The organism is Longicatena sp. 210702-DFI.1.196, from assembly GCF_020563125.1.
Lineage (GTDB): Bacteria > Bacillota_I > Bacilli_A > Erysipelotrichales > Erysipelotrichaceae > Longicatena > Longicatena caecimuris.
The window spans coordinates 1-17519 of sequence record NZ_JAJCPX010000049.1 but is presented as its reverse complement, the minus strand read 5'-3'; the positions used below and the strand labels follow the sequence as shown (position 1 = coordinate 17519).

General features: G+C 37.0%; 13 protein-coding genes. 4 read left to right on the top strand and 9 right to left on the bottom strand.

The features are described 5' to 3' along the window. Nucleotides 1-65 precede the first annotated feature (65 nt). Nucleotides 66-266: a cold-shock protein gene (locus tag LI241_RS14335; protein ID WP_008687192.1), complete on the bottom strand. Its 201-nt coding sequence runs from the start codon at nt 264-266 to the stop codon at nt 66-68. 344 nt (nt 267-610) lie between these two features. Here LI241_RS14335 and LI241_RS14330 point away from each other — a divergent pair, with 344 nt between their 5' ends. Then, the gene (locus LI241_RS14330) at nt 611-2056 is read left to right on the top strand and encodes a leucine-rich repeat domain-containing protein (protein ID WP_008687194.1); all 1446 of its coding nucleotides are present in this window, start codon (nt 611-613) and stop codon (nt 2054-2056) included. Nucleotides 2057-2086: 30 nt separating this feature from the next. Here the strand turns inward: LI241_RS14330 and pepF are convergent, their stop codons facing one another. Together pepF and LI241_RS14320 are read right to left on the bottom strand one after the other, a co-directional pair. After that, nucleotides 2087-3868 (bottom strand): oligoendopeptidase F, encoded by a 1782-nt coding sequence (pepF, locus tag LI241_RS14325; RefSeq protein ID WP_008687196.1) that lies wholly within the window; start codon nt 3866-3868, stop codon nt 2087-2089. An 86-nt stretch (nt 3869-3954) separates the two neighbouring features. Beyond that, on the bottom strand, nt 3955-6735 hold the full coding sequence (locus LI241_RS14320) for a glucosaminidase domain-containing protein (protein WP_008687198.1): 2781 nt from the start codon (nt 6733-6735) through the stop codon (nt 3955-3957). Between the two features lie 337 nt (nt 6736-7072). Here LI241_RS14320 and deoD point away from each other — a divergent pair, with 337 nt between their 5' ends. After that, nucleotides 7073-7789: a purine-nucleoside phosphorylase gene (gene deoD, locus LI241_RS14315; RefSeq protein ID WP_008687199.1), complete on the top strand. Its 717-nt coding sequence runs from the start codon at nt 7073-7075 to the stop codon at nt 7787-7789. 531 nt (nt 7790-8320) lie between these two features. Here the strand turns inward: deoD and LI241_RS14310 are convergent. Then, on the bottom strand, nt 8321-9067 hold the full coding sequence (locus LI241_RS14310) for an N-acetyltransferase (protein WP_008687204.1): 747 nt from the start codon (nt 9065-9067) through the stop codon (nt 8321-8323). 252 nt (nt 9068-9319) lie between these two features. On the opposite strand from LI241_RS14310, the gene LI241_RS14305 reads away from it, so the two are divergent. After that, on the top strand, nt 9320-9583 hold the full coding sequence (locus LI241_RS14305) for a metal-sensing transcriptional repressor (protein WP_008687206.1): 264 nt from the start codon (nt 9320-9322) through the stop codon (nt 9581-9583). Nucleotides 9584-9628: 45 nt separating this feature from the next. Continuing rightward, entirely contained in the window at nt 9629-12262 is a 2634-nt protein-coding gene (locus LI241_RS14300; RefSeq protein WP_008687208.1) for a heavy metal translocating P-type ATPase, read from the top strand. An 801-nt stretch (nt 12263-13063) separates the two neighbouring features. Here LI241_RS14300 and panD read toward each other — a convergent pair. From panD to LI241_RS14275, 5 genes are all read right to left on the bottom strand, one after another. Beyond that, nucleotides 13064-13444, bottom strand: a complete 381-nt coding sequence (gene panD / locus LI241_RS14295) for an aspartate 1-decarboxylase (protein ID WP_004847071.1) — start codon at nt 13442-13444, stop codon at nt 13064-13066. A gap of 13 nt (nt 13445-13457) precedes the next feature. After that, a complete protein-coding gene (gene panC / locus LI241_RS14290) occupies nt 13458-14303 on the bottom strand; it encodes a pantoate--beta-alanine ligase (RefSeq protein WP_004847070.1) in 846 nt (281 codons plus the stop codon). An 11-nt stretch (nt 14304-14314) separates the two neighbouring features. Next, the gene (panB, locus tag LI241_RS14285; RefSeq protein ID WP_004847068.1) at nt 14315-15142 is read right to left on the bottom strand and encodes a 3-methyl-2-oxobutanoate hydroxymethyltransferase; all 828 of its coding nucleotides are present in this window, start codon (nt 15140-15142) and stop codon (nt 14315-14317) included. Beyond that, nucleotides 15117-16010, bottom strand: coding sequence for a Rossmann-like and DUF2520 domain-containing protein (locus LI241_RS14280; RefSeq protein ID WP_009306604.1), 894 nt, complete (start codon nt 16008-16010; stop codon nt 15117-15119). Before LI241_RS14280 ends, panB begins: the two co-directional genes overlap by 26 nt. A 440-nt stretch (nt 16011-16450) precedes the next feature. Continuing rightward, a complete protein-coding gene (locus LI241_RS14275) occupies nt 16451-17122 on the bottom strand; it encodes a helix-turn-helix domain-containing protein (protein ID WP_004847061.1) in 672 nt (223 codons plus the stop codon). Nucleotides 17123-17519: the final 397 nt, after the last annotated feature.

Here is a 17519-nt window from a genome sequence, read left to right as displayed (position 1 = left end):
CCCACAATAATTTAGAGCCTTTTTTCGCTCAACCCCACGTTAATTTAGAGCCCCTGAATAAATGATTATTCAGCTACAACGTTAGCAGCCTGCTGACCACGGTCACTGTCAACTACATCAAAAGAAACTCTCTGTCCTTCTTCTAATGTACGGAAACCATCAGACTGGATGCTTGAATAGTGTACGAATACATCCTTACCTTCATCAGAAGTGATGAATCCATAACCTTTTTCTGCATTAAACCATTTTACTTTACCTGTACTCATTTTTAGTACCTCCTTATAAATTTAATAAGAAGCACTCAAATGTATAAAAAAATCACAAACATCGGATCCTGTACATATTGAGTCATAAATACAATTCCGAGAATTTGTGAATCTTGAAATCATAGTTATTGCTTTTTATTACAGATTTACAATAACACTTCTTTTGCATAAAGTCAATCGTTTTCTATTTTTATCTAACCTTTTTCTAAAAAAGTTGGATGTTTTATTAACAATGGCTGTATCCGTTTATCGAAATGGCAAAAATATTTGAAAGCAGTTTCAGATTTATCGGAATTGGGGTATAATAGATACATAAAAGAAGAGGAAACGAAAGGAGTACGCCTATGTTGATAAAAGATGAATTCCTGCGTGCAGCGATTGCCAGAACATTGCAATTGAAGGAAGAGGAAATTGATGAAAAGGCAATGGAGCGTTTAGTCAGTTTATCTGCTCGAAGTGCCGGCATTATATCATTAGAGGGACTGGATACAGCTGTGAATCTGCAATATTTGGATTTATGTGGAAATAGTATTGAAGATCTTGATCCTATTAAAGATCTACGCGAAGTAGAGTATTTGAATCTATCTAAGAATATGCTGCGAGATATACAGGCTTTAAGAGGATACCGGCAATTATTGCGTTTGGATATTTCCCGTAATAATTTATATACCATGGATATCAGTGCAATTGCGGGTATGATTAATCTAGAAGAACTAAATCTGGAACGTAGTAAAGTTGATAACTTGGTTTATTTGGAAAATGCCAAAAAGCTGCATAAGTTATATATCAGTATTGAGAATGGTCCATTTCCACTCAGTATCTTAGGCACGTTAAATGAGTTAAAAGAACTTCATATGAATAAGATGTGGTTATATGATATTGCGGATCTGACTTATCTCAAAAACATTGAAGTATTAGATTTATCAACCAATCTGTTTTCTGATTTATCGCCTTTGCAATATATGAAAAAAACGTTGCGCAGTCTTAACCTGACGAATAACCAATATTTGAGTGATTGTAGCATTTTGGAAGAGTTTCCTAACTTAGAGGTCTTGGAATTATCCTTTGACAGCATCAAAGATTTTTCCTTTTTGAAAAAGTTGAAAAACTTAAAAGATTTGCGTCTTATCCAAAGTGGGCTAAGTGATTTGCGTATCTTAAAAGGGTTGAATAAGTTAGAAAAATTAGATATCTCAGAGAATCGTGTTACACATACGGAAGTCTTAAAAGATATGAAAAATTTGCGTTATTTTAAGGCAAGCTGCTGTTTCCTACACGATATTGACTTTTTAAAAAATGCGAAAGAGTTAGTTGAAGTCAATGTGTATAATAATTCGATCACGGATATTAGTGTATTAAAAGGCTGTGAGAAAATGACGGCATTGGATGTTGGGAATAATGCGGTACGTGACATCTCATGTTTAGAGGATATGAAAAACTTGGAATGTCTTTGTTTATCACATAATAATATTTCCGATCTGACTGCTTTAGAGAATTTAACGAATCTGGGTACCATTGATTTATACAACAATGTGATTACTGATATCAGACCATTAAAGAAATTGGTTAATTTATCATCGTTGCGTTTAGATCATAATGGAGTCATGGATTTATCACCACTAAAAGATTTGACATATTTGAGTTCTCTAACATTAAAAGCAAACTATGTTACAGATCTGACACCATTAAAGAATTTAAAAAATTTATATGAATTGCGGTTGGATGAAAATCCAATAGAAGATATTTCCATGTTAGAAGATATGGAATATTATGATAAATTCTCTTATTAAAAAGGTGGGTAGCTCATGGAAATGAACTACCTACCTTTTTTGTGAAGTTTCATGGGTAACGCAAGAGCGAAACTGATCAAGGATTTCTTTAAAGTAACCGAAGGCATCTTCATAAACCTGCGTTTGGCGAGGATCTACACCGGCATGCATCAATTCATCTAAAGGCGCTTCACTGCCGCCTTTTGTAAGGAACTCGCGATAGGCATCAACTTCACCATTTAAGATTTTCTTGGCAAAGCTAATGGCAACCGACATGCCTAAAGTGTATTTGTACACATAGAAGTTATAATAGAAATGAGGAACATGATAACAGCCGTAACGCTGTAAATCATCCACAATGACACTGTCACCAAAATAGTCTTTATTAAGCTGCTCATACAGATCACATACATCTTTTGAGGACAGTGCTTCTCCTTTTTCAATGGCTTCATATAACTGATATTCAAAAGTAGCATACATGGTTTGACGATACATCGTGCCAATCATCTGATTCAATAGATTGCTTAATAAATAAGCCTTATGGTCATTATTATCAGAATGCTTTAATAAATAGTCATTTAATAATAGTTCATTGACTGTAGAAGCAACCTCGGCAACAAAAATACGATATTCTGCTAACATTGCGCGATTATGCTTATGGGAATAATAAGAATGCATAGAATGTCCGAATTCATGTGCCAGTGTACTAAGGGAATCATATTCTCCTGTAAAGTTTGTTAGAATAAAAGGCTTGGAATCATACGTACCTGCAGAATAAGCACCAGAGCGCTTCTTTTCATGTGGCATAAAATCAATCCAGCGTTCTTCTCTAGCTACATCAAGCATAGCGATATAATCCTCACCTAAAGGAGCCAATGCTTTTTTTAAAATGGCAAAGCAGTCATCCACCGTATATGTGATATCTACAGATTTTACTAAAGGAAGGGCAATATCATAAACATGCTGTTGTTGTAATCCTAAGATTTCTTTACGTAACTTAAAATATTCATGGGCATAAGGCCGATACGTCTCATTACCCATTCGTACTACCAAATCAAACAGCGCTTTTTCTACACCATCTTCAAACAGACTTGCTTCTAAGGTAGAAGGAAAGTTCCGTAAGCGTGCTTCAAAAGCTTTTCCTTTGATATGTCCGCTTAATAGATTCAGAAAGACATTTTGATATCGTTTATATTCTTGAAAGTAATGTTCAAATGCTTCTTTACGTACCTTTTCATCGGGATTTAGTAAGAATTGATGGTAGTTACCACCATTTAGAAAAACCGGTTTTCCATCTACCATCACTGGTTCAAATTCTAGCCGGAAACTTTCATAGGTGGATTCTGGTACACGTAAAATATCCTGCATTTGTGCCATCATCACTTCTTTTTCTTCATCCAATTGATGAGGCATGCGACGAAAGATTTCTTGCATTGGATAACGATATGCATTGCATGCATCCTCTGCTAAATACTTTTCAATACTTTCTTTCTCTTTCATGACTTCTAAGTCCACAAAGTTTAGTGCGACCACCGTTTTTTGATAAAGAACATATGCTTTGGAAAGATTTTGTTGTGCTGTTTCTTCATCAGGATCTACATCTGTATACATACGGGCATAGCTGATAAGATTATTCAGTTTTCGGGATAATTCTTCTTGTTGATCAAAAAAATCACAAAAGCTTTCTTTTGTATCCGCTATATGACCTTTTTGTTTTGTCAGTGCATTGACTAAGGATTCACATTCCTGATAACATGTGTTAAATGCCTCTTGTGAAGCAAACATACTGGAAAGATCCCATGTATATGCGCTATCTATCTGATTTCGTTTCATATCATCACCTCTAGTTAGTATTGTAGTACGAAAAAAAACAATTCACAAGTTTCTGCAAATTGTTTTTTCAGATGCATCTGATGATTTTATTGATTTTTATATATCGCTCTTTTCTTTTTTCGATAAGCTATTTTGTTTTTTCTGCGAATGAGTAGAAGGACAATCACAAGTATTAAGATCAAGAAGATGACAGCAAAAGGTATCAGAATGTATGTTGTGATATAGTTTTTTCCATTTCCTTTGATGGTAGCGACTTCGGTAAAATCCATACTTCCTTTAGGCGCTGCACCTTGGATCGATACGATCGCAAAACTACCTTTCTTTGCCTGGAAAAGAATGCGAGTATCGGATTGTGTCGTGGGTAACTGGCGTATGTTTTCACCATCCACAGTTAAGATGCGATATAATTTCCCCTTACTATTTTTAGGTTTCTTTATCGAATACAAAACTTGGGTTTCAGGATCATAACCGGACATATCCTCTTTTCCATCTATGGTAAAGCCTGCTTCATAGGTAACATAATTTGCTTCTGCGACTTTTTTAAACAATGTTTCTTCCTCATTGTCGATGGAATCATGTACATTCACAACGACTGTTTTCGGCATCCATGCATTTAGGAACGATGTCTTTTTCTGCATTGCTAAACTAAGGCCTGATATTTGTAAATCATAGGTATCATCATGAATGAGCACACTGAGACGTGGCTTTAAATTTGGTTGCAAAATGCGATCCACGGCACGTAATACATCATCATCTAAGGGGTTGTTGCTTTCCTGCAAAACATCATTTTGAAATTTTTCTAGTTCAGTTAAGGCATCATCCGTTAACCCTACCTTATCACTATAGGTTTTAATGATATATGCTGCTTTTTCTTGCAGCTTAGATCCGGTGCTTTCACTTTGCTTTTTTACATGAATTTCATAGGATAAGGTTTTTCCCGCATAACGTATTGTTAATGTCTGCGTGCCAAGCGTAGTAGGATCATAGCCACTCACCATATCGGTGGTCAATGAGCGTTCTTGTGTAGAACCATCTTCGAAGCTTACTTGAATCTTTCCTTTTGATACATCCAGGTAATCATGCTGTTGGTAAGTTTGCTTCGGTCTTTCAATAAAGGCGATGTTTTTTACAGATCGATAATTTGCTTTATAAACAATGTCTTTTTCAGCTTTTTTAATTTCTTTGTCCCAACCGATAAATAAGGCATTCTTCTTCTCAGGTTCTAAGATAATCGGAATTTTACCACTCTCTATTTGCATAGTGATAGTATGTGAACCTGGATAGAAAGTGCCTCCATTGGCATCAAAACTGACATCGACATAGTTTTTTTCATTTAGATGCTTTTCATTTGTGATAAAAGAAAGTTCACTGGCTTTTACATACCCATAACTTTTACGATAGTTATATGTTGGATTTGCGGAAACATTTCGATCATTTGTCAAAGGTACATCGGTTTGTACAAGATACCAGACAGCATTTCCTTCTGTTTGTTTATCCAAGAGAAGCAAACTGGCTTGCGTGCCTTTGGGAATAGCATATAATGTCTTCGCAGCTTCTTTAGGATCTTTTCTGACATTAACTTTTTTAGTGCCGGTAATACCAATCGCATACTGATTTAAGTCTTTATCTTGTAAGGCATGATCAATGTCATAATAGTATTGTGCCGCTTTTTCACCCCAGTAAGGATCGCTAGCATAAGAAACATTCATACCGCCCGCTTTGTTTCCGAAATGACCGCCATGGTATTGAAATTGGTTCGGATTTAAATAAGAGGATGATATGTAATGGGCTGCATGAGCGTAAATACTGTCACTTACGCGTAAGTAGCGTGAGGCATTTTTTTCTACATCAGAATCATAGGCCGCATGACCAAACAAATTGTTGCGATTATAAGATAAGGCGCTGCGTCCGCTGGCACTTTCGTTTAAGGCTAAGGAAAGCATCATAAGGGCATTTGCGCCAAACTGATTTTGGTATTGAAAAAACCCTTTTTCCCCTTGTACGATCATAGACTGAGTGAGAATGTCATGCAGATAAGTACCTTCAAATTTGGTGATAGATTGTTTTAAGAGACGAGTGTTTTGCAAATAAGCATGAACATCTTCATAGGAATAAGCGGTTGTCGAACGATGATTGACATATTGATAATAATTATAATATGGCTGTTTTGCGTTTACTGCTTGTGTATGGATACTTTTGCGCACATCTGTGATCATGGCAGAAAAGCTTTTATAAAAATAATGACTGTCATAGCTATAGTAAATTGTCTTTTCTTTAAGGTAAGAAGGGGCTTGACCTAAATGCAAAACATTATCATAGCCCTTACTGGCAATATCACTTTTCAAATAATGCAACAAGATACCATTATGCACCTCAAAGTGTGAAACATTTGGAAGAGTAGTAAGGGGATGGATTGTCACATTTTCAATGGAAGTAGATCCGATGACACCTGACAATTGAAATTTCACCATACCATTGCCATCGTTATATTCTAAAAAGGCTCCATCGGCACCATAACACCCATTGGTATAACCTTCCTCTTGATTCGCTGCATTTGTATAGGTAATATTGACACTGCAATCTTGTGCTTTTTTAAATTCAACTACGCCATTTTCTATCGATAAAAAGGTTTGTCCTTTTGCTATGCCTAGATTTTCATATTGATGCTGTAAAAGGGTATGAGAAACCTTAGCAGCAGCATAGGAATCATTTTCTTTGATGATTTCATAATGGCCGTCTTCTGTAACATTGACCAAGCGAATCTTGTTATCATCTGGCAACGCAGAATCATCTTTTTTGGCTTGCACAGGCATTAACAAGCTGAATGCTGTTACGATACTTAAAATGATAGGAATTAACTTTTTCATAAGACACCTCTTGTTGTTTTATGTAATCATTATAACGTATAAATCTAATCTAGCGTATGGTATTTAAGAAAATGTAAGAAAACGTTCAGATGATCAGATAATAAAATAAAAAAATAATACGCGAGTATTCAACCAAAAGATCATGAAAAAAGTGATGAAGACTTGCTAAAAAGGTAGTTAGCAAAAGCGTTTATCAGTACAGAATTTCTGCCTTGTGATACAATTGAATAAAATAGAAATAGGTAGGCATTTTCATAAAAAATGATATATGAAATCATTAGGATATCGAAATTAGATATGGTATACTAATACTGGTAATCATAAGGAGGATATAGTTATGTCAACACCACATAATGCGGCAAATGCCGGTGATATTGCAAAGGTAGTATTAATGCCTGGAGATCCATTGCGGGCGAAATTTATTGCCGAAACTTATTTGGAAAATCCCGTACAGTTCAATACGGTTCGTAATATGTTTGGCTATACGGGCACTTATAAAGGTGTACGAGTTTCGGTTATGGGAAGTGGCATGGGAATGCCTAGTATTGGAATCTATTCCTATGAATTATTTAAGTTTTATGGAGTTGAGGCAATTATTCGTATCGGAAGTGCCGGAGCATATACAGACAAACTTGATCTATTTGACTTAGTTCTGGCAGACGGTGCTTGGAGTGAGTCAACTTTTGCGAAAGCACAGGCAGATGTTGATGGCGATATACAGTATCCAAGCGAAGAATTGAATGCAGCCATTCGTAAAGCAGCAGAAAAATTGGATCAGCAATTAGTTGAGGCAAGAATTCATTCCAGTGATGTTTTCTATCATGAGGAAAATGTAGATGGACATAAAGAATTCTATGAAAAACATGGTTGTGTCTGTGTAGAAATGGAAAGTTTCGCCTTGTTCCATAATGCTAAAGTGCTGGGTAAAAAAGCGGCTTGTTTATTAACTATCAGTGATTCTTTAGTCACAAGTGCCGTTACTACAGCTGAACAGCGACAAACATCCTTTCATGCGATGATGGAAGTTGCCCTAGAAACCGCAATTTCATTATAAAAAAGTAAGAAAAAACAGTTTCAATAAGTTGATATGATCCCTCTAAAGTAAACAACGGAAATAAATAAAACGTAGTTTATGAAAGGAGGGATCTTTTCTTATGGGAAGGAAAAGCAAATACACAATAGAACAGAAAGTTGAAGCAGTGCAGGATTACAAGAGTGATAAACGTGGAAAAAGCCAGATAGGTTATAATCTGAAATTGTATAAATCTGGAAATGATTTATATAGATGGGTGTCACTTTATGAATGACAAGGTGAATCAATAGATTCAACCATTAGAAATACAACAAGAAACGTGTGAAACGAATCATTTTATAATATGAGAGACCACAAGGAAGACATTGTGAGCAAACACCAAAAGAAGTAAGGACAGCAGCGTTATCAACAGTGAATAAAGTTAAATGCGTTGATTTACTTCTATTGGATATTGTTCATTTAAGACATTATAGAAAAAGATGACCTATCTTTACGACAAGTCATCAATTACTGATTTTATTTATTTCACCTGTCTACTTGACAGGGGGCAGATCACTTTTTCAAGATTTTTTCCAGAGTAGCTACATCTAATAAATTCACTGTTTGAAATTGTCCTTTATAAAAAACGGCAAAATTATTAAATACGCAAGGAAGCTGCTTAGCTTCTTGTAAGGAATCCACTTTCAGAAAGGTTGCAGGTATGGCATGTTCTTCACAATATTGTTGCAACTTTTCAATTTTTTGATAGATAAAAGGGCATTGCATATCATAATATATTGTTAATACGGTATTTTCAATCTGCTGTTTCTTAGCGGTCTCATTAAAGTGAGGAAACGTTCCATCAAAGGAGAGAGCCAGCAATTCATATGCATGGGCAGTATCGACAATCTGGAAACCATATTTCTTGGCAAAACTTTGATCTGATAGCCAAGCTTTTTGCTTAGTTGCTCCAAGCATACAGATACCGGATTTTCCTTTCGCTTTAGCATCCTGAATGCAATACTCTAATAAGGCCTTACCATAGCCATTGCCTTTTTCTTTACTTTCTACCCATAAGCAATAAATATACATATAGTTCTCACCGCAAATAGGCACCCAGGCAGATGCTAATGGAGCATATTCAATAAAGACAGTTGCTTTTTTATTAAGTTTACGAAAGGTATGACCTTCCTTTAAACGTTGTTGTAACCAAAGACGTTTTGCTTCAACACCGGGATGTTTTTTCTTACTGCGAATGATGCAGCATAAATGTTCATCAGCTAGATTCTCCATTGTCAAATTTATAAATTCAGCACACATACTTATTCCCTCATAAATACTTTCCAGTACGAATAGTATAACTTGATATGGATAAACTTACAAGAAAATAAACTTCTTTACCTAATGATAAGGTGATAAAATAAGGCTTTAAAAGTTATTACCCTTATGAATATACCTATTTGTAAGAGTACCACCTGCATGTTGAAAGGGCAGTAGGCATTAGCGTTGACTTATCAATTCCCCTCTTTTATAATAAGCATGAACCCAGCACCCCTGGGGGGAGGTAACTTTATGACACCGGAAAGAAAAAAAGCATTACAGAATCTAAAAACAGCCAGAGGACAGATCGATGGCATCATCCGTATGATTGAGGATGAACGCTATTGTATCGACATTTCAAATCAAATCATGGCCAGTCAGTCACTGTTAAAGAAAGCAAATCTGCATATACTAAGTGGGCATTTGCACACATGTGTAAAAACAGCGATTGCAACAGGTGATTCTGATGAAAAACTTCAGGAAATTGAGGATGTTTTAGCTATTCTTTTGAAATAGCCCATGTGATGCTGTTAAAAAGTGGATGTTGCTAGGAGGTATACTATGAAAAAGACTTATCAGATTGGCGGTATGAGCTGCTCGGCTTGTGCGTCAGCTGTTGAACGAATATTAAAAAGAATGGATGGCGTAACCAGTGCGCAGGTAAATCTTGTACTAGAAGAAGTCGTTGTTGAAGGTGAGGATTTGCCGGCTTTTGCGGATATGCAGAAAGCTGTGGAAAAAGGTGGGTATCAATTGCTGGAAAAAAGTGATGCGCAAATGCAGACATGGACAGTAAAAGGTATGAGCTGTGCAGCCTGCAGTGCATCCGTAGAACGCATCTTAAAACGATTCGATGAGGTAGAAGATGCCAGTGTAAATCTCATCATGAACAATGTGACGATAACGTATCATGAAAAAAACTTTAAGGCTTGGAAAGAAGCTTTGGAAAAGGCCGGTTTTATTTTGGAAGAGGAAAACGAAGAAGAGCAGGTAGTGTTGGATATCGAAGGCATGAGCTGTGCGGCTTGCAGTGCCAGTATTGAGCGAGTGTTGCGTAAAAAAGATGGTATCTTACAGGCGGATGTGAATCTTGTGATGAATCAAGCGGAAGTTCGTTATGATAAAAAGCGTATTAAACTCAGTGAAATTCTAGAAGCGATTCAAAAAGCCGGTTTTAAAGGTCACTTACATGTGGAAAAAACAATCGAAAAAGAAAAACGCTCTTATGAAAAGTTACATGTTTACGGTACACTGGTCTTGGCTTTTTTCCTCTTATATATCGGTATGTCCCATATGTTGGGAAGTATTGAATTGCCTTTGCCAAACATTATTTCTTATAAGACGCATCCTTTTAATTTCGCAGGTATCCAATTTGTGTTAGCAACGATCATCTTGATCAGTGGACATCATTTCTTTACCAGAGGGATCAAGGCGTTGCTGCATAAGGCACCGAATATGGATACACTGGTAGCGATTGGTACCGGAAGTGCATATCTTTATTCTTTGGTATCTCTTATGCAAATTTATCAAGGCAATGTCCATGCCGTCCATGCTTTGTATTTTGAAGGTGCCGGTGTTGTTGTGGCATTGGTGCAGTTTGGCAAGCATTTGGAAAGCATATCCAAGAAGAAATCCACCGGTGCTATTCAGGCATTGTTGCAACTTCGCCCACAGACGGCTACGCTTTGGCGAGAAGGTAAAGAAATCCTCATTCAGATTGAAGAAGTTAGTGTCGGGGATACCTTGGTCGTAAAACCGGGAGAACATATGGCAGTGGATGGCATCTTGTTGGAAGGTAGTGCTAACGTTGATGAAAGCATGCTTACCGGAGAAAGCATGCCGGTTAAGAAAACAGTAGGTGATAAGCTGCAGCAGGGAACCATTGATTTAGATGGACGTATTTTAATGCGTTGTAGTGCTACACAAGAAGATACCACATTAGCAAAGATCATTCATATGGTTGAAGAAGCCCAAGGGAAAAAGGCACCTATTGCCCGTATTGCCGATCGTATTTCTTTATTCTTTGTCCCAACGGTCATGAGCATCGCAATAGTGGCTGCTATTATCTGGTACATGGTGACGCAAGATTTCGCCTTTGCTTTAACTATTTTCGTGAGTGTGTTGGTAATAGCTTGTCCATGTGCATTAGGTTTGGCAACCCCAACCGCCATTATGGTAGGTACAGGCAAAGCCGCTCAGTTAGGTATCTTTATTAAAAGCGGAGAAGCTTTGGAAACAGCAAGCACGATTGATACCATTGTCTTTGATAAGACAGGAACTCTTACCATAGGGAAACCGGTAGTAACAGATGTTGCGACACAACAGGATGAACATAAGGTATTAACATTTGCGGCTATGCTGGAACAAGGCTCTAAGCATCCCCTTGCTACTGCCATCTTAACAAAGGCAGAAGAATTGCAGCTATCCTATGAAACCTTATCCCATGTACAAACACATAACGGTTTAGGCTTAAGCACAGAGATGGATGATGGCAGATTATTGGTAGGAAGTCGTAAATTCATGCAGGAAATGCAGATTGCGACCGCCGTTTATGAAGCACAGGAACAGACGTATCTGCAAAGTGGTAAAACCGTCGTTTGGGTCGCAAGGAATGAAGAGGTACAAGGGATTATTGCCATTGCCGATAAGATCAAACCGGAAGTGAAAGCAGTCGTCAAACAATTGCAGGACGCTCATATAGATGTGTATATGCTAACCGGAGATAATGAAATCACAGCGCAGGCCATTGCTTCTTCAGCAGGCATTACCCATGTGATTGCACAGGTATTACCGGATGAAAAAGGAAAGGAAGTCGAACGATTACAAAAGGCAGGCCATACGCTTGCGATGGTTGGCGATGGAATCAATGATGCTGTTGCTTTAACGCAAAGTGAAGTTGGTATTGCGATAGGAAGCGGCAGTGATGTAGCTGTTGAAAGTGCCGATATCGTTTTGATGAAAGATAGTATTGAGGATGTCGCAACAGCGATTCGCTTATCCAAAGCGGTTATCCGCAATATCAAGCAAAATCTATTTTGGGCATTCTTCTATAACAGCATTGGTATTCCGATTGCCGCAGGTATTTTGTATCCGTTCTTTGGTATACTGCTATCACCAGTATTTGCCGGTGCAGCGATGGCATTTAGTTCGGTATCAGTCGTATCAAATGCGTTACGTTTGCGTAATTTCAAATAATAACATGAAAAGCTCTCACAGAAAGGAGAGCTTTTCTATTTAGAATTTGTTGTTTAGAACTGGTCGTTTAGAATTTGTTGTTTAGAATTTGTTGTTAAGAACCTGTTGTTTAGAATCTGACGTTCAGGCGATGACGTTTAGGATAGGCATGATATGAGGAATGACAAATGACTTTTTACTTCTGAATACTTCCTGTATACCTTCAAGATACATTATAAGATACCTTATAAAGATGAAAGAAATTGTATGAAATATTGAGAGACAATAGCACTGATAATATTAGAAGTTAATAACTCAGCGTGTTTTTTCATAAATTCCTTTAAGCCATTTGTGTCCTTATGAAAAATCTTTTTCGTTAATTGTTTAAGTTGAAATTTTATATCTAATTTTTGATTATCCGTATAAACACTATACTTTCAAATATTTTGAAGTATAGAAAAGCACTCATTTTACCACGAATTTACCATAATTAAACGAGCCTTGATATGACTATAAATAACACTAAAAAGACCTCACACCTAAACGGTGTCTTTTTTAAAAGCAGTCAATCATAAGACCAACTGCTTTGTAAATATAGATATTAAATTGTTAAGCTGAGATTTTACTTAGATTTATCTTTCACTGGTTTGCTATTTTCATCATTTTCTCCTTCAAGCCATGCCATTATGCCAAAGTTACAAAATGGATAAATTATTACTTCTTTATAAACTTCTTGCTCACAACGAGGGCAGATGACATATTCTTCACCTTTTACATTTTTTAATTACCGAAATGCCCTTTTTTATTTGCAAATTACATGTCTTATAGCTTACCATGTTTTTCGTATCTTGCGACTCTTGATATTTTGTTATCCTCATCTACAAATACTACTTTAGGTGGATTTTTCTTTACCTCTTCTGGAGTCATCTGTGCATAGCACATTATGATTATCTTATCACCTGTCTGAACACATCTTGCAGCAGCTCCATTGAGACATATCATTCCGCTGCCTCTTTCTCCTGCAATTGTGTATGTCTCAAATCTGTTCCCATTATTTATATCTACGATACTTACCTTTTCATACTCCAAAATTCCGGCACTGTCAAGTAAGTCTTCGTCTACAGTGATGCTTCCTACATAATCAAGTTCTGCTTGAACTACTGTAGCTCTGTGTATCTTCCCCTTTAACATTTCAAATGTCATATTTAACCCCCGTTTAACCTTCGTAAATAAAGTTGTCAATCAATCTGGTTTTGCCGATATAAACTGCCATGGCAACTAGTACTGGTGCTGTCATCTCCTTGACCGGTTTAACTGAAACAGCGTCTACAGCCTGAACATAATCTATTTTCGCCATAGGCTCAGTTTCAATAAGCTTAATCATTTCTGATACAATTTTATCTGTATCTTTTTCTCCTGCTTTTGCCATATCTTCTCCGAGCTTAACTGCTTTGCTTAAAATTAGTGCCGCCTTTCTCTCATCTTTGCTTAGATATGTATTTCTTGAACTCTTTGCAAGACCATCCTCTTCTCTAACTATAGGGCAGCCCACAATTTCGATATCAAAGTTCAAATCTCTAACCATTCTTTTTATAATCGCAAGCTGCTGTGCATCCTTTTGACCAAAGTAAGCTCTGTCGGGATTTACAATATTAAAAAGTTTAGATACTACTGTGCCTACACCCCTGAAATGTATTGGTCGTGATTTTCCACAAAGTTCCTCTGAAAGACTTTCTATGTTTACATATGTTGAAAAATCGTCAAAATACATATTTTCCGGCTCAGGATTAAATATTAAATTAGCACCTGCCTCCTCACATAGCATAGTATCCCTTTCCAAATCCCTCGGATAGCTTTCCAAATCTTCCCCTACTCCAAATTGAGTCGGATTTACAAAATCACTGACAACAACTCTATCGTTTTCTGAAACAGCCCTTGTAATTAAACTCTTATGTCCTTCGTGCAAAAATCCCATAGTAGGAACAAGACCTACTGTAAGACCTTCTTTCTTCCATTCTTTGACTATAACTCTCACTTCATCTACGGTTTTTACTATTTTCATCGTTCTATCTCCTAATATAACTTGTTAATTACATCTTCTGAAATTTTAAATGTGTGTTCAGGTGCTGGAAAGCTTCCCTGTTTAGTTTCTTCTATATATGCAGCAAAGGCTTCTTTCATTACATCTCCTACCTTTGCGAATTGTTTTACGAATTTAGGTGTAAAGTCAGAGACCATTCCAAGCATGTCCTGATAAACGAGAATCTGTCCATCGCAGCCAGATCCTGCACCTATTCCTATTGTAGGAATATTAATGCTTTCAGAAATAATTTCCGCTAATTTTGCAGGTACGCATTCCAAAACAATCGCAAATGCTCCTGCTTCTTCAACAGCTTTTGCCTCTTCAATGAGTTTCTTTGCTCCCTCTTCACTTTTTCCCTGAACTTTAAAGCCTCCAAAAACGTTCACTGACTGAGGTGTAAGTCCAATATGTGCCATAACAGGAATTGAAGCAGCTGTAATAGCTTTAATCTGTGGACAAACAGAGGCTCCACCTTCTAGCTTTACTGCTTGACATCTTCCTTCTTTCATAAGTCTTCCTGCGTTATACATGGCCTCTTCAACTGAAACTTGATATGACATAAACGGCATATCTCCAACTACTAAGGCATCTTTGGCACCTCTTGTAACTGCTCTTGTATGGTGAATCATATCTTCCATTGTTACCGGCAAAGTATTTTCGTATCCGAGCATAACCATGCCAAGAGAATCTCCAACGAGAATACCGTTAATACCTGACTGATCCATCAATTTAGCTGTCGAATAGTCATAGGCTGTCAGCATTGTAATCTTATCGCCCTTAACCTTCTGTTCTTTAAAAGTGGATACTGTGTTTTTCATTTTTAATTACCTCCGTCATCTTCAAATAGTCACTGTCTAAATGTTTTTCCTGTGCAATACTGAGAAGCTTTTCTGAAAGCAAAAGATATATCATCTCATATCCCACCTTTTCCTCAGACTCGTTTATCCATGCTGCCTTAATAGCTTCAATGTGTTTTGTGATAGTCGACAAATCATTTCGCTCAACAGGACCTGTGAGGGCAGCCGCAACCCCTTTTTCTGCCAATGTGTCGGCATTTCCAGTAAACAAAGGCACTAAGGCTTTCTTTGCATCTTTTTTATCAAAGCCGCATTTTACAAGCATTTCAGCCCCCACTTGAAAAAGTCCGTTTACGAGATTGCTTACAACTACTGCACCGCAGTGGTAAAGAGATTTATTTTCCGCTCCCATTGCGATTACCTTATTTCCTGCTCGCTCAAAGATACTCTTAATCTCATCTAGATTCTCTGCCGAACCCTCCACAGTAAAATAAGCCTTATTCAAGTGTTTCCATGATTCGCACTTATCACTTATTGCATATAGGGGATGTACCGAATAGATATTTGCACCGAGGTTTTCACCATCAAAAAAAACAGTTGATGAAATCGAACCGCTGCAATGACAAATATTTTTATTTTTAATATCCAGATTCTTCATATAATCCCATACTTTGCTTATCTGTCCATCAGGCACAGTAATAAACAGGGTATCACTGTCACTTAAGATATTCTCTATACTCTTATATAGTTTTGTGTTAGTAAAATCTGCTGCTGATTTAGCTGATTCCGGTGATTTGCTGAAGTAACCCGTAATCTCTACGCCGTTTTCCTTCAGGTATTTTCCAAGGGAAAATCCTACTTTCCCCGCTCCGATAAATCCTGCTCTCATATCGATCACTCCTTTCTGGGAAGTGACAATCATGAAAATCTGCATGGATGAGGTCTCGTTCAAACTGATATAATCCTCATGGTTTAAAAATAAAAAATATGTGGTATAGTTTCTGTTCGAATACTATCTACCCATTACTATAGCACCTATTTAAGTGATTGTACAGAGAAAAAAATAAGGCACCACTCTAACTAATTTATCATTAAAGTGATGCTAATATAAATCGTGTTATTTAGCTTTTCTGTATTTAATCATTTTCACAATCTGAATTATCAAAGTCGGGATAAAAATATAAAGCATGACAAAACACTTCTTCATTTTTCGCTTGATTACCCACCACAGAAAAGAAAGAACCCTGTAAAGAGCCTTACCACCATTGGTGGTGCTTTGCACTCTTGATTGGGCTTTTTGTTTGCTGTATCTTTCATGCAAGAGGAAAATTAAAGTCCTCTATTCCATTTCTCTTTTAGATAATCTTCATAGTCCGTTTCATTAAAATCTAATTGTGGCGAAGTGTTGGGAATGTTGTTTCTGTTGTCTATATCTGCAAGCTGACGGAATATCCAATCATCATAAGGGTCGTGATATTTATACTCTTTGGGCTGTTCTCTGTATCGGTCTAACCCTCGCATTTCCTTATGTACTTTCATCATGCGTTCCAATTTCTGACGCTGTATCAACTGCTTGATTTCCATAAGTTCTTCCAACTCTACTACCTCACTAGAAAGATAATTGCTAATGTATCTAATCAATGTAGTTTCCATGTAAAATCTACATTCTTTTTCGTCATTGAAAAATTCATTTTCAGACAAATAATCTAAGGAAACATTAAAATCCTGTTCTCGTTTGATAACGTCCATGATATATGGCTCGGTGTGGTCAATATATTTCCATTCCCCCGACAATAATTCATTCGGTGTTACTCCCAGCACGTCCATTATCTTTTCCAATGTATCAAAGGTAGGATAATTCACACCTCGTTCAATCTTGGAAAGGCTCTGCATATTGATACCGATTTTATTGGCAAGTTCCTGTTGTTTCATTCCCCTGTGTTTTCTTATGATTTGTATGTTTTCTCCTAAGAAACTGATTTTCTTTTCATAATACTCCATAACTTAGTATAACCGCTCCTTTCGTTGCTTTTATTGTCATTTATAAGCATATCATACTTAATATATATCGAAAAGTCAATCGAAACTTCTTGACAAGTAATTCTAGTGGCGTTATTATCTTATCAGACAGAGTGATTAAGCACGCTAGGGTCAATCACACACTTGAGTAAGCATATATAAGAGATGTTTTCACTTTGATAGCATGAATGAGCATGGACTATCAGACTAAAAATAGGGTTTCTGACTGGGGCTGTTTCGTTTAGCCACGAGCCTCTCAAGGCTCGTGAGCGTTAAGAACGGAACAGACACAGGAAGAAAGGGAACGCCTTTAGGCGCTCGTAAAGGGCGTATATGTAACACCGCCCTGCGTATACATGTCATAGTACCTAGAAACTGT